Below are 13,623 nucleotides of genomic sequence, written 5' to 3'. Positions count from 1 at the left end.
CGGCGGCGACGGCGCCGGCTTCGACGATGGCGATCAGCTGCTGGCTGGTGACGGTCGCGCCTTCGGCGAACTTGATTTCCTTGAGCACGCCGTCGACCGGCGAGGGCACTTCGAGCACGACCTTGTCGGTTTCCAGATCGACCAGGTTCTCGTCGCGCTTGACCGCATCGCCCGGCTTCTTGTGCCACGTCGCGATCGTGGCGTCGGAGACCGACTCGGGAAGGACGGGGACTTTGATCTCGGTGCTCATGGGGCAGGCATCCTGGATTGCTTGTATGTGGATATGCGTATGGGGGTGACTCGAAGAACCAGCGCCTTATTCGGCGCTGGACTCTCCTTGCAGCGAATTGACCAGCGCGTCGGCGACCAGCTTGGTCTGCTCGGCGACGTGGTCGGCCAGATGGCCGGCCGCCGGCGACGGCGAACGGGCGCGACCGGCGTAGTGCAGCGCCTGCTTCGGCGCCAGGCAGGCGCTGAGGTGGTGGCGGATCTGGTACCACGCGCCCTGGTTCTGCGGCTCTTCCTGGCACCACACCACGTCCTTGGCCGCGGCGAAGCGCTTGAGTTCGGCGGCGAGGGCTTCGCGCGGGAACGGGTAGAGCTGCTCGACGCGGACCAGGGCGACGTCGTCCAGGCCCTGCTTCTGCGCTTCCTCGTACAGGTCGTAGTAGACCTTGCCCGAGCACAGCACCACGCGCTTGACCTTCTTGGGGTTGGCGGCGGCGTCCGGGATCAGGTGCTGGAACTCGCCGTTGGCCAGCTCGTCCAGGCTCGACACCGCCAACTTGTGGCGCAGCAGCGACTTCGGCGTCATCACCACCAGCGGCTTGCGCGTGCTCATGCGCATCTGCCGGCGGATCATGTGGTAGGCCTGGGCCGGGGTGGTCGGCGCGCAGACCAGCATGTTCTCCAGCGCACACAGCTGCAGGAAGCGCTCCAGGCGCGCCGAGCTGTGCTCGGGGCCCTGGCCTTCGTAGCCGTGCGGCAGGAACAGGGCCAGGCCGCACAGGCGGCCCCACTTGGCCTCGCCCGAGGACAGGAACTGGTCGATCACCACCTGGGCGCCGTTGGCGAAGTCGCCGAACTGCGCTTCCCAGATGTCCAGGGTCATGGGATCGGCGGTCGAGTAGCCGTACTCGAACGCCATCACCGCTTCCTCGGACAGCAGCGAGTCGATGATGGTCACGTCGGTCGGGTTCTTGACCAGGCGGCGCAGCGGCATGACGTATTCGTCGGTGCTCTGCTCGTGCAGGATCGCGTGACGGTGGAAGAAGGTGCCGCGGCCGCTGTCCTGGCCGACCAGGCGCAGCTTGTAGCCTTCGCTGAGCAGGGTGGCGTAGGCCAGGTTCTCGGCGAAGCCCCAGTCGCCGCCCAGTTCGCCGGCGGCCATCTTGCGCCGGTCTTCGTAGATCTTGGCCACGCGCGGGTGCAGCTTGACGCTGTCCGGGATGGCGTTGATCTCGACCGCCAGGGCGTCGAGCTTGCTGCGCTCGAACTTGGTGTCGACCGCGTCGCTCAGCTTGCCCGACAGGTACTTGGACCAGTCGATGGTGAACTCGTCCGGCTTGACCTCGACCAGCTCGGTGGTGACCGCGCCGGCGTCGAGCTTGTCGCGGTACTGGTCGACCAGGGCCTGGGCCTCGTCGGCCTTGAGCGTGCCTTCGGCGACCAACTGCTCGGCGTAGAGCTCGCGCGGGGTCTTGTGCTTGCGGATGACCTGGTACATCAGCGGCTGGGTCGCCGCCGGCTCGTCGGCCTCGTTGTGGCCGTGGCGGCGGTAGCAGACCAGGTCGATGACCACGTCCTTGCCGAAGCGTTGGCGGAAGTCCAGCGCCAGTTCGGCGCAGAACACCACCGCTTCGGGGTGGTCGGAATTCACGTGCAGGATCGGCGCGCCGACCATCTTGGCCACGTCGGTGCAGTACAGGGTCGAGCGCGCGTCCTGGCGCTCGGACGTGGTGAAGCCGACCTGGTTGTTGATCACGACGTGGACCGTGCCGCCGACCGCGAAACCGCGCGCCTGCGACATCTGGAACAGCTCCATGCCCACGCCCTGGCCGGCGAACGCGGCGTCGCCGTGGAGCAGGATCGGCAGCACCTGGGCGCGGCCCTTGTCGCCGCGGCGGGTCTGGCGCGAACGCACGCTGCCGGCGACCACCGGATTGACGATTTCCAGGTGCGAGGGGTTGAACGCCAGCGCCAGGTGGACCGGGCCGCCCGGGGTGGCGACGTCGGCGCTGAAGCCCATGTGGTACTTCACGTCGCCGGTGTGGGCGTGCTCGTCGTGGTCGAACTTGCCTTCGAACTCGTCGAACAGCTTGCGCGGCGGCTTGCCGAGGGTGTTGACCAGGACGTTGAGGCGGCCGCGGTGGGCCATGCCGATGACCACGTCCTGCACGCCCTGTTCGCCGGCGCGGCGGATGGTCACGTCCATCAGCGGGATCAGCGCGTCGCCGCCTTCCAGCGAAAAGCGCTTTTGGCCGACGTACTTGGTGCCCAGGTAGCGCTCCAGGCCGTCGGCCGCGGTCAGCCGCTCGAGGATGCGCTTCTTGTCGTCGGCGGTGCGGCCGAACTTGCCGCCGGCGCCTTCCAGGCGCTCGTACATCCAGCGGCGCTGCTCGGCGTCGGCGATGTGCATGAACTCGGCGCCGATCGGGCCGGTGTAGGTCGCCTTGAGCAGGGCGAGCAGGTCGCCGAGCTTCATCCGTTCCTTGCCGGCGACGCCGCCGGTGGAGAACTCGCTGCCGGTGTCGCTTTCGGACAGACGGTGGAAGCCCAGCGCCAGGTCCGGCGCGTCCGGCTTCTGCAGCAGGCCCAGCGGGTCGATGTTGGCCGCCAGGTGGCCGCGCGAGCGGTAGGCGGTGATGACCTTGCCGACCGCGCGCTCGCGCTCGTCGCTGCCGCCGCCGGCCGCGGCGGTGACCACCCCGCGCGAAGCGGCGCGGCCGGCCGCGGCGATGCTCTCGATCGCCGCCGAATGCGGGACGTCGCCGGCTTCGCGGCCCTTGAAGCCGTCGAAATAGGCTTTCCACTTGGGCCCGACGCTGTCGGGATCGACCAGGTACTGCTCGTACAGGTCTTCGATGAAGGCGGCGTTGGCGCCGAGTTGCGAGGACTGCGAAAACTGCTTCAGGAGACTGTCCACGATGGCATCGGGAAACTCAGGGGGAGGTTCGGAAGCGCCGTCGCGCGCGCGCGGGCGGCGGTCGGCGCTCATAAGAATCGGAAGTATAACGGTAGTGTTAAGGCCAGCGGCATAACTACTTACGTCTAGGCGGCCGTTTCGGCCCGATATCGGGCCGATGGCGGGATACGGCCCGTTCCGGCAATGCGCTGGAGTTTGGGGGGCGGCGCCGGGTTTCAAGCCGTACCGGCGCGGCGGCGGGCGCGGCCGGCGCGGTTTAGCCGGGCCTCAGATTCGGCCCGGTGGTGGGCTTGCCCGGATAACCGTCCCGTTCAAATGCCCAGGGCGCGGAACTCGCTGCAGGGCCGGGCGCGCTCCCATACCGGCAGGAACTGCGCGCGCAGCTGACGGGCGCGGGCGCCGCCGTCGATCCTGGCCTCGCCGTCGTAGCGATGGCCGAGCGGGCGGAAATACCAGCCGTCGCGGTCGTTGACCACGAACGCCGAGGGATAGTCCAGGTCGACCGGCTCCTCGATGGCGCGGAACTCGAAGCCGCTGGGCAGGCGCTGGGCCAGGCTCAGCAGCGGCGCCAGACTGCGCTGCGGGGTCTGCGGGTCCTGCAGCAGGATCCGGCTGCGGCCGCCGGCGGTGGCCAGCCGGCGCAGCGCGGCCAGGGCTTCGGGGCGGTCCAGCAGGCCGGGGTCGAGCTCGCGGCTGTAGATCGACAGCTCGCGGCGGGCGCCGGCAGCGGCGCCGATCAGCGCGGCCAGTGCGCCTTCGGCGTCTTCGACCGGGTTCGGGGCGTCGAGCTGGCGCTGCATGTTCTGGTGTTCGATCCCGGCCTCGAGGAAGCGCGGGCCGTGCGGCAGGAAGCCGTGACGGGCGTAAAAGCCGACCGTCGGCGTTTGCGCGTGCAGGCTCACCCGGCGCCAGCCCAGTGCCTTGGCGCGGGCGATCAGGGCCTCGAGCAGGGCCTCGCCGACGCCGCGGCCGCGCCATGGCGCCAGCACCGCGAGCCGGCCGATGCGCCGTTCCGGGGTCAGCCGGCCGGTGCCGATCGGGCGATCGTCGGCATCCAGCGCCAGCACGTGCCGGCACAGCGGGTCGCCGGCGAGGTCGTGCTCCAGTTCGGCCGGCACCTGCTGCTCCTGCACGAACACGGCCTGGCGTACCGCGCGCAGGGCCGGCAGGGCGGCGGCGTAGTCCTGGACCTCGACCACCCGGAACCCGGCGTTCATTCCTCTTCTCCGTCTCCGCCCAGGCCGTCCTCGGCCTCGTCTTCGTCCAGGCCGAGCCGGTAATGGCCGGCGGCGAGCAAGGCCAGCACGCATTCGCGCCCGGCTTCGGACAGGGCGGTGTAGGCCGCCGCGTCGAGTTCGGCCGCGCCGGCCAGGGCTTGTGCGTCGCGGGCGGGCAGGGCGAATTCCTGGCCGCTGACGTACAGCCGCGCCGCGGCGCCGCGGCGATGGGCGCGGCGCCAGGCCATCCGCGACCAGGGGTGGCGCCACAGGCCGGCGCCGCGTTCCAGTTCCCACTCGATCTCGATCCGCGAGCGCGCCGGCGCGCCGCCCGCCGACACTTCGCCGGCGGCGCGGTAGACGGTGATGAAGCGGCCGAACCAGTCGCCGAGGCGGTCGGGGTCGTTCATGCGCAGCGCGTTCAACGCTTCCACCACCCGGCCCATCGCGGTGGCGTCGATCTCGTTGGGGTCGCGCGGCGGCGCCAGGTCCGGGTCGGCGTAGCGCAGGCTCTCGTCGGCTTCGGCGGCGAGGGTGTCGATGTAGTCGCCCATCAGCTCGGCCGCGGACGGTGCGCGCATGCCGACCGAGAAGGTCAGGCAGGCGTCCTCGGCCACGCCGTGGTGCGGCACGCCGGGCGGCAGGTAGAGCATGTCGCCGGGGCCGAGCACCCAATCGTGGCTGGGCGCGAACTCGCGCAGCAGCTTGAGCTCGGCGTCGGGACGGAAGTCCTGCGGCGCGCCGGGGCGGGCGTCGATTTGCCAGCGCCGGTGGCCCTGGGCCTGGAGCAGGAACACGTCGTACTGGTCGGTGTGGGCGCCTACCGAGCCGCCCGGGGCGGCGAACGAGACCATGATGTCGTCGATCCGCCAGCGCGGCAGGAAGCCGAACGCCGGCAGCAGTGCGGCGACGTCGGCGTCCCACTTGTCGACATCCTGCACCAGCAGGGTCCAGTCCTGGGTCGGCAGGCCCGGGAACTCGGCTTCGTCGAACGGGCCGTGGCGCAGCGAGTAATGGTCGCGGCTACGATCATGCTGAATCAGCCGCGCCAGCACGCCTTCTTCGCAGGCCAGGCCGGCCAGGTCTTCGGGCTGGATCGGCGAGCGGTAGCCGGGAAAAGCGTTGCGGATCAGCAGCGGGCGTTTTTGCCAGTAATCGCGCAGGAAGGCCGCGGCGGACATGCCCAGGGGCGGGCGTCGCGCGGCGTCGATCTCGATGGGGAGCGGTCGCATGGGCGCGGAGTTTACGCCAATGCCGCCGCCGCGACCGTGGCCCAGGCCGGCGCTCAGCGTTGCGGCAGGCGCTCGCGCAGCTCGCGTTCGCGTCGTTCGCTTTCGGCTCGCGCGTCGACGGCGGGCGCGGCGCTGCCGCCGCCCTGCACGGCGCGCAATCGCCGCAGGTGCGCCGGCTCGCGCGGCAGGCTCAGTCCGCGCTCGGCGAGCAGGGCCTGGCAGCGCTGCTGCCACTGCGCCAGTTGCGGGAATTTGCCGGCGTCGACCGGCCACCAGTAGACGTTCTCGACCACCGGCTGGGCGCCGATGCGCTCCGGGTCGGCGGCCGCGTCGAGGCGGTGGCCCGGATCGGCGCCGCGTTCCAGCAGCCAGTGCGCCTTGTCGAACTGGCCGCGTGAGTAATACGCCAGCACGGTGTCGCCGGGGCGGCCGTGGGCGGGCGCGTCGATGTCGGCGCCGTGCTCGATCAGCAGGCGCACGTTGTCCCAGCGTCCGGCCAGGGCGGCGACGCGGGTCAGCGGCTGCCGGTCCAGGTCCTGCGCGTTGGCGTCGCCGCCGTGGTCGAGCAGGGCGCGCAGCAACTCGGGGCGTTCGGCCTTGGCCGCCCAGACCATGACCGTGCCGAGCGCGGGCACGGCGCGATTGGGGTCGGCGCCGGCGTCGAGCAGCGCGGCCACGCCGTCGGTGTTGCCGTGCAGGATCGGCCAGGCCAGCAAGGGCAGGCCACCCGGCGAGACCGCGTTGGGGTCGGCGCGCTCCTCGCTCACCAGGCGCCGCACCTCGTCGCCGCGTCCGGCCGCGGCGGCCTCGGCCAGGGCCAGTTCGGGACCGCTGAAATGCTGCTCCAAGTGCGGGGTGGCGGTCATGGCGGCGGGCTCGGCGATGGGATGAGGGGCGGAGGCGGGAACGCGCTCGGCGCAAGCGCCCAGGCTCAGCAACAGCGCCGGCCACAGCCGGCGGAAGTGCGCAGCGGTCTGGAACGGTGCGGTTGGCATGTCGGCAGTACAGGCAGTATCGGCGCGGGCGCGGCAAGGCGCGGTGCAGGTGCGGCCGTGGTCACGAATCCAGCCGCTCGCGCAGCGCCGCCTCCTGGTCGCCGATATGGCTGGCCATGGAGTCGTCGAACACGCCGAAGCTGTGCCGGTCGACCATCTCCAACACGCTCGGGATGGTGTCGGGCTCCAGGCCGGCCTCGATCGCGGTGGCCACGCCGGTCTCGATCGCATCGGTCGCATCGGCGGCCACGTCGCCGCCTTGTTCGACCAGATCGCCCAGCGATTCGATGCCGTCGCCCAGGGTCTCCACGCCGTCGCCGAACACGCCGACGATGTCGCCGGCCGGACCGGGCAGGTGTTCGTCGATGAATTCGGTGCCGCTGTCGATCAGGTCGCCGAAGCCGCCGACGATGTCGCCGAACAGGCCGCCGCCGTCGCCGACGGTTTCGGCGACGTCGCCGAGTTCGCCGATCGGCAAGCGGTCGGAAGCGGCGTTGATGCCGTCGATGGTGTCTTCGAGCGAGACGATGTCCTCGCGCGGGTTGCCCTCGGCGTCGGTCGCGTCCAGGGTCACCCGGCGGCCGACCGCGTCGGGCAGGTTCAGCACGCCCTCGGCGGTGGCGTCGGTCGGCAGCCGCACCTCGTCCTGGAACCGGTTCACCGCCAGGCCGACGCCGTTGAGGATCGCGGCGAAGCCGTCGGCGTTGTCGGCCGACAGCCCGGAGGTGGCCGCCTGCAGTTCGGTCAACAGGTCGCCGTCGACCGCGTAGGTGGTGATGTTGCCGTCGGCCTGCTCGAAGCTCAGGCCGCGTTCGGCCAGCGCGGCCTCGACGGTGGCCGGATGCACGCCGGCCGGGTTGGAGACCACGCCGCGGTTGCCGGTGACCAGGGCCGCCGCGGTGGCGAGGCCGCCGCCGAGCGAGTGGCCGCTGAAGATCACCTCGTCGCCGCCGTGTTCGGCCACCGAGCTGGCGATGTCGATGGCCTGGTTGTAATAGGCCTCGTCGTTGCCGATCGCCTGGGCGACGTCGGCGTTGACGTCCTCCAGGTCGCCGAAGTCGGTGCCTTCGAACTGCAGCACCGGCGCGGCGTCGGGGCCGAACACCGCCGGATCGGGAATGAACAGCTGCGCGTTGAAGCCCGAGCCTTGCGGGTGCAATTGCGCAGCGCTGAGCCCGTATTGGGCCAGTTCCGCGTCGCTGGCCCGGTGCCAGCCTTCCGGCACGGGATCGTCGGCGCCGAGCGAGCGGCTCAGGGTCAGCACTTCGCGATCGTGGTACAGGGTCTGCAGTTGTTCGGTCTGCTGCCACAGCGCGCCGTCCTGGTCCTGCTGGGCCTGGGTGTAGCCCTGCACCAGCAGTTCGCGCTGCTGCGGGTCGGAGGTCGCGGCGTCGGCGCGCGCCTGGATCTGCTCGGCCGTCAACGCCGGCGGGGGCGGCGGCGGTTCGCGCTGCAGCAGCGGTTCGACCACGCGGGTGACGGTACCGGCGATATCGCTGACGAAAGACATGGCGGCAGCCTCGGCAGGCGGGATGAGACGGGCTGCCCGAATCTCGCCACAGCCTGCGCCGGTCCGCCATCCGGAGCGACCCGAGCTGGGGTCGACCCTAGGCGGCCGATCCAGCAGGCGATCCAGCAGGCGATCCAGCAGGCGATCCGGCGGCCGGACCGGCGATTTCGTCGTAGCCGCGGCCGAGGAACTGCAGCAGGCACCAGCCGTGGCCGAAGGGATCGGCGATGGCCACGATCCGGCCCCAGTTCGCGGCGCGTATCGCGCCCTCCTGGCGCGCACCGGCGGCCAGCGCGCTGGCCAGGGCGGCGTCGAGGTCGTCGACCACCACGTCGAGGTGCACCGGCGACCAGTGGCGGGCGTAGCGGCGGGTTTCCTCGCCGGCCGCCGGCGAGCCCTCCGGCTTGCGCAGCAGATACACCGGTGCGTTGCCGCCGAGCAGTTCGACCACGTCCGCGCCGAGGCGGCGACCGACGTGCAGGCCGAAGGCGCGGGTGTAGAACGCCAGTGCGGCGTCCAGCTCGGGCACGTCGATATTGATCAGTTGACGCATCGGGCGTCTCCGCAGGCAAGAGGCCCGCAGCGTGCGCGGCGCGGCGCTAAGGCGGCGTGGCGATGCGCCGCGCCGCCGTTGGACGCGACGCGAGCCATCGGTTCACGGTGCCGATGCGGCTTCCTTGGCCAGTTGCTCTTCGAGCTTGCCGTTGCCGGACGCGGCATAGGCCCGGCAGTCGTTGCTGGTGCCTTGCGGCGCCGGGGACGGTGCGTCCAGGCGGGCGAGCAGATTGCTGGCGTTGGGATGCGGCGTGACCAGGATGTCGCAGGGTAGCTCGGCGACGGTGCGGATGCTGCGCCGGAACGCGGTCACCACGCCGGGGTGCGCGGACTCGTCGCTGTAGCGGTAGACCGCGTCGGTCAGCGGCGTGAGGCTGTCGGCGTAAGCGATCGCCCGGCAATCGCCGGCCTCGTCGCAGGCGCGCCAGCTCCAGCTGGTGCCGCCGGGCGTGTGCCCGGGCGTAGCGTGTGCGGTCAGCGCGATCGGACCCAGGCGCAGGGTCTCGCCGTCGCCGATGGTCTGCACCGCACGCACCGGCGCGAACGGCGACACGCTGAGGAACTGCGGATCGCCGCGGTCGCCCTTGCCGCGCTCCAGCGCGGCGACCGCGGGCGCGCGCGCGACCACGGTCGCGCCGGTGACGCGCTGCAGGTGCGCCAGCCCGCCGGCGTGGTCGTTGTGTTCGTGCGAATTGAGCAGATAGCGGACCTGGCGCGGATCGACGCCGAGCGCGCGCAGGCTGGCCTCGATCAACGAGCCGGCGCGCTCGCTGCCGCCGTCGATCAGCACATGGCCCTGGTCGGAGGTGATCAGCACCGCACTGAGGCCGCAGGTGCCGACATACCAGGTATTGCCGTGGATGCGCCGCGGTTGGGTCGGCTGGTTCCAGTCCGGGTCGGCCGCGCAGGGCGCGAACTCGGTGCCGGCGGCGCGGTCGGGCTTGGCCGGCGCGTGCGCGACGCAGGCGGTCAACAGGCACAGCAGGGAGGTGGCGGACAAACCGGCACGCAGTCGCATCGGCACATCTCGAACGGCAGCTTTGGGGCCGTCCACTATGTTCGATCGCGCCGCGCAGCGAAACCGCCGCGTATGTCCTTTTGCAGGAGCGACGCAAGTCGCGACCGTGCCGCTCCATGTTTGCCGCGCCGCTGTCCGCAACCCCGCGGTCGCGGCTCGCGCCGCTCCTACCCAGGGGCGGCCGCCAGCGGCGGCTGCGCTCAGATCTGGCGCGCCAGTTGCTCGGCCAGGCCGGTGTAACTGCCCGGCGTCATCGCCAGCAGGCGCTGCTTGGCCTCGGCCGGCAGCTCCAGCGAAGCGATGAATTCGCGCATCGACGCTTCGTTGATGCCCTGGCCGCGGGTCAGCGCCTTGAGTTGCTCGTAAGGGTTGGGCAGGCCGTAGCGGCGCATCACCGTCTGCACGGCCTCGGCCAGCACTTCCCAGGACGCGTCGAGGTCGGCGGCCAGCCGCTCGGGGTTGGCGCTGAGCTTGCCCAGGCCGCGCAGCAGCGCGTCCAGGCCGATCAGGGCGTGGCCGAAGGCGGTGCCGAGCGCGCGCAGCACGGTCGAGTCGGTCAGGTCGCGCTGCCAGCGGCTGATGGGCAGCTTGGCGGCGAAATGCTCGAACAGCGCGTTGGCGATGCCGAAATTGCCTTCGGCGTTCTCGAAGTCGATCGGGTTGACCTTGTGCGGCATGGTCGAGCTGCCGACTTCGCCGGCCTTGACCGCCTGCTTGAAGTAGCCCAGCGAGATGTAGCCCCACACGTCGCGGCACAGGTCGATGCAGATGGTATCGATGCGGCGCTGGGCGTCGCAGACCTCGGCGATGCCGTCGTGCGGTTCGATCTGGGTGGTGTAGGGCTGCCAGTCCAGGCCCAGCGAGGCGACGAAGCGCTGTGAGAACGCCGGCCAGTCGATGTCCGGATAGGCCGAGACGTGGGCGTTGTAGTTGCCGACCGCGCCGTTGATCTTGCCCGGCATCTGCGCCCCGGCCAGGGTTTCGCCCTGGCGCTGCAGGCGCGCGACGACGTTGGCGATTTCCTTGCCGACCGTGCTCGGCGAGGCGGTCTGGCCGTGAGTGCGCGAGAGCATCGGCAGTGCGGCGTAGTCGTGGGCCATCGCGCGCAGCTTCTGGATCAGCTCGTCCAGGCGCGGCAGCAGCACGTGCTGGCGGGCCTCGTTGAGCATCAACGCGTAGCTGAGGTTGTTGATGTCCTCGCTGGTGCAGGCGAAATGGACGAATTCCAGCGCCGGGCCCAGCTCGGCGTCGTCCTTGAGCCGCTCCTTGATCAGGTACTCGACCGCCTTGACGTCGTGGTTGGTGGTGCGTTCGATCTCCTTGACCCGCGCCGCGTCCTCGACCGAGAGTTCGTCGGCGAGCTTGCGCAGGCGTGCGCTCGCGGCGTCGGAGAACGGCGCCAGCTCGACGATGCCGGGCTCGTTGGCCAGCGCCAGCAGCCACTCCACCTCGACCTTGACGCGGGCCTTGATCAGGCCGAATTCGGAGAAGATCGGCCGCAACGCGTCGACCTTGCCGGCGTAACGGCCATCGAGCGGGGACAGGGCGAGCAGGGTGGTCTTGGGATCGGCGGACATGGCACGCGGCGGGGAGGAAACAGTCCGCCATTCTACCCCCTGCGCGGGCCGCGCCGCCCGCGGCCGCGGGCGGCGGTCGCGCGGAACCCCGGTGCGCGCGCTCGGCCGGCGGGCCGGCGACCTGACCGAGTCGGGCGTCAACGCCGCCCGCACTCGACGCCTGCCGGCGCCGCGGCGATGATGGCGCCCGCCAGCGGAATCCGATGCCAGCACGACGACCCGGTTCACGGCGGCCCCCTCGCGGCCGGTCTTGAAAGTGGGTCGATGCGATCCGATCGACACGACGCGCGGCGCAGGCGGCGCGTCTCCCCCACGACTCAATGGAGTTGGCAATGGCGAGCAAACGCAAGACTCCGGCCGCGGGCGCGGCCGGCAAGCGCGACGGCGACAAGGCCTCCGGCAACGATCGGACCGGCGGCAAGAAGGCCGGCGCCGGTTTCCGCACCGAACACGACAGCATGGGCGAACTCAGCGTTCCCGCGCAGGCCCTGTGGGGCGCGCAGACCCAGCGCGCGGTGCAGAACTTCCCGATCTCCGGGGTGCCGATGCCGCGCGAATTCATCCGCGCCCTGGCCCTGGTCAAGGGCGCCGCGGCCGAGGTCAACGGCGGTTTCGGCCTGCTCGGCAAGGCCCAGGCCGCGGCGATCCGCGCCGCCGCCGCCGAAGTCGCCGCCGGCGAGCACGACGCGCATTTCCCGATCGACGTGTTCCAGACCGGCTCGGGCACTTCGAGCAACATGAACGCCAACGAGGTCATCGCCGCCCTGGCCTCGCGCGACGGCCGCCACGCCATCCACCCCAACGATCACGTCAACCTCGGCCAGAGTTCCAACGACGTGATTCCGACCGCGATCCGGGTGTCGGCGCAGTTGGCGATCGTCGAATTTCTGTTGCCGGCGTTGGCGCATCTGCGCAAGACCATCCAGGGGCGTGCGCGGGAACTGGCCAAGGCGGTCAAGACCGGCCGCACGCATCTGATGGACGCGATGCCGCTGACCTTCGGCCAGGAGTTCGGCGCCTGGGCGGCGCAGCTGGATTCGGCGCAACAGCGCATCGAGGACAGCCTCAAGCGCCTGCGCCGGCTGCCGATCGGCGGCACCGCGATCGGCACCGGCATCAACGCCGATCCGCGCTTCGGCAAGGCCGTGGCCAAGGCCTTGTCGGCGGCGACCGGCACCCGGTTCGAGTCGGCCGCCGACAAATTCGAGGGATTGGCCTCGCAGGACGACGCGGTCGAACTGTCCGGCCAGCTCAGCGCGCTGGCGGTGGCCTTGAGCAAGATCGCCAACGATCTGCGCTGGATGAATTCCGGCCCGCTGGCCGGCCTGGGCGAGGTCGAACTGCCGGCGCTGCAACCGGGCAGCTCGATCATGCCGGGCAAGGTCAACCCGGTGATTCCCGAAGCCCTGGCGATGGTCTGCGCCCAGGTCATGGGCCACCACGCCGCGATCACCGTGGCCGGGCAGAGCGGCAACTTCCAGCTCAACGTGATGCTGCCGCTGATCGCCTACGACCTGCTCGATTCGATCCGCCTGCTCGGCAATGCGATGCGCCTGCTCGCCGACAACGCGATCGCCGGGCTCAAGGTGCGCGGCGACCGGGTGCGCGAAGCGCTGGACCGCAATCCGATCCTGGTCACCGCGCTCAATCCGATCATCGGTTACGAAAAGGCCGCGGCGATCGCCAAGCGCGCCTATAAGGAAGGCCGGCCGGTGCTGGAGGTGGCGCTGGAGGACAGCGGGCTGAGCGAGAAACAACTGCGCCGCCTGCTCGACCCGGCGGCGCTGACCCGCGGCGGAATCCAGGCCGGCGGGGGCGGCGCCGGCGGCTGAATGTGCCGTGCGCCGTTTGCCGGAAAATGTGCGGGGATTTAGTTTCGCGACTCAGGTGGTATTTTGCATCGGCGCGGCTTGGATATCCTCGCCGCACCCAGGGGGGATATTCGCAAACACCCAGGCGGATAATCTCGACCCCGGCGGCGCAGGGGGCGGGGCGGACGGATCCGCTCCGGCACCGGCACCGCCGCACTCGTCGCGCGTCGCCGCCGGCCCCGGCGGAGGCGCCGATCCGGCGGCGCGAGCCGCCGGACCCGCCGCGGTGGCACGGCTTCGGCGATCGGTTATTGAGCGGTAACCGATGCGCAATGGCCGGGTTATCTTCGCGGTTTATGCCTTTCGCCCGAACGGCGCCGGATGCGCAGCGCGGACGATTTTCCCCCGACCCCCGGACCCGATCCGGTCGCCATAACCAGGAGCCTCGCTCATGAAACTCACCGCTGTGCTGCGCTACGCCGCCGTCCTGTCGCTGCTTGTCGGCACCACCGCCTGCAACCCGCAGAGCGTGCCGATCGGCGACGAGATCCACGTCGACCTGA

General features: G+C 70.9%; 10 protein-coding genes. 1 reads left to right on the top strand and 9 read right to left on the bottom strand.

The features are described from left to right. From TX83_RS19755 to purB, 9 genes are all read right to left on the bottom strand, one after another. A partial coding sequence (locus tag TX83_RS19755; RefSeq protein WP_315851275.1) for a biotin/lipoyl-containing protein occupies window positions 1–250 on the bottom strand: 250 nt, incomplete at its 3' end. A gap of 66 nt (window positions 251–316) precedes the next feature. Then, complete coding sequence (locus TX83_RS19750; RefSeq protein WP_064749707.1) at window positions 317–3,145, bottom strand: 2-oxoglutarate dehydrogenase E1 component; 2,829 nt, start codon at window positions 3,143–3,145, stop codon at window positions 317–319. 311 nt (window positions 3,146–3,456) lie between these two features. After that, entirely contained in the window at window positions 3,457–4,362 is a 906-nt protein-coding gene (locus TX83_RS19745; RefSeq protein ID WP_315851274.1) for a GNAT family N-acetyltransferase, read from the bottom strand. Then, window positions 4,359–5,594, bottom strand: coding sequence for a cupin domain-containing protein (locus TX83_RS19740; RefSeq protein WP_064749704.1), 1,236 nt, complete (start codon window positions 5,592–5,594; stop codon window positions 4,359–4,361). Before TX83_RS19740 ends, TX83_RS19745 begins: the two co-directional genes overlap by 4 nt. A gap of 53 nt (window positions 5,595–5,647) precedes the next feature. Further along, window positions 5,648–6,589, bottom strand: a complete 942-nt coding sequence (locus TX83_RS19735; RefSeq protein WP_095179444.1) for an ankyrin repeat domain-containing protein — start codon at window positions 6,587–6,589, stop codon at window positions 5,648–5,650. A gap of 61 nt (window positions 6,590–6,650) precedes the next feature. Further along, complete coding sequence (locus TX83_RS23515; protein ID WP_064749702.1) at window positions 6,651–8,099, bottom strand: hypothetical protein; 1,449 nt, start codon at window positions 8,097–8,099, stop codon at window positions 6,651–6,653. Between the two features lie 97 nt (window positions 8,100–8,196). Next, on the bottom strand, window positions 8,197–8,652 hold the full coding sequence (locus TX83_RS19725; protein ID WP_064749701.1) for a VOC family protein: 456 nt from the start codon (window positions 8,650–8,652) through the stop codon (window positions 8,197–8,199). A gap of 102 nt (window positions 8,653–8,754) precedes the next feature. Then, window positions 8,755–9,672 (bottom strand): subclass B3 metallo-beta-lactamase, encoded by a 918-nt coding sequence (gene bla / locus TX83_RS19720; protein ID WP_064749700.1) that lies wholly within the window; start codon window positions 9,670–9,672, stop codon window positions 8,755–8,757. A 200-nt stretch (window positions 9,673–9,872) separates the two neighbouring features. Next, window positions 9,873–11,249 carry an adenylosuccinate lyase gene (gene purB / locus TX83_RS19715; protein WP_064749699.1) on the bottom strand — a complete coding sequence of 459 codons (1,377 nt, stop codon included), beginning with the start codon at window positions 11,247–11,249 and terminating at the stop codon, window positions 9,873–9,875. Window positions 11,250–11,581: 332 nt separating this feature from the next. On the opposite strand from purB, the gene TX83_RS19710 reads away from it, so the two are divergent. Further along, window positions 11,582–13,081: a class II fumarate hydratase gene (locus tag TX83_RS19710; RefSeq protein WP_079248347.1), complete on the top strand. Its 1,500-nt coding sequence runs from the start codon at window positions 11,582–11,584 to the stop codon at window positions 13,079–13,081. Window positions 13,082–13,623: the final 542 nt, after the last annotated feature.

This window comes from Lysobacter antibioticus HS124, assembly GCF_000336385.2.
GTDB classification, from domain to species: Bacteria; Pseudomonadota; Gammaproteobacteria; order Xanthomonadales; family Xanthomonadaceae; genus Lysobacter; species Lysobacter firmicutimachus.
This window is presented reverse-complemented; position numbering and strand designations above follow the sequence as displayed.

Bases quoted from the DNA above. Each gene is read 5' to 3' on its own strand.
- TX83_RS23515 (WP_064749702.1), bottom strand. From the start codon at position 8,099: ATGTCTTTCGTCAGCGATATCGCCGGTACCGTCACCCGCGTGGTCGAA.
- TX83_RS19710 (WP_079248347.1), top strand. From the start codon at position 11,582: ATGGCGAGCAAACGCAAGACTCCGGCCGCGGGCGCGGCCGGCAAGCGC.
- TX83_RS19745 (WP_315851274.1), bottom strand. From the start codon at position 4,362: ATGAACGCCGGGTTCCGGGTGGTCGAGGTCCAGGACTACGCCGCCGCC.
- bla (WP_064749700.1), bottom strand. From the start codon at position 9,672: ATGCGACTGCGTGCCGGTTTGTCCGCCACCTCCCTGCTGTGCCTGTTG.
- TX83_RS19725 (WP_064749701.1), bottom strand. From the start codon at position 8,652: ATGCGTCAACTGATCAATATCGACGTGCCCGAGCTGGACGCCGCACTG.
- purB (WP_064749699.1), bottom strand. From the start codon at position 11,249: ATGTCCGCCGATCCCAAGACCACCCTGCTCGCCCTGTCCCCGCTCGAT.
- TX83_RS19735 (WP_095179444.1), bottom strand. From the start codon at position 6,589: ATGCCAACCGCACCGTTCCAGACCGCTGCGCACTTCCGCCGGCTGTGG.
- TX83_RS19740 (WP_064749704.1), bottom strand. From the start codon at position 5,594: ATGCGACCGCTCCCCATCGAGATCGACGCCGCGCGACGCCCGCCCCTG.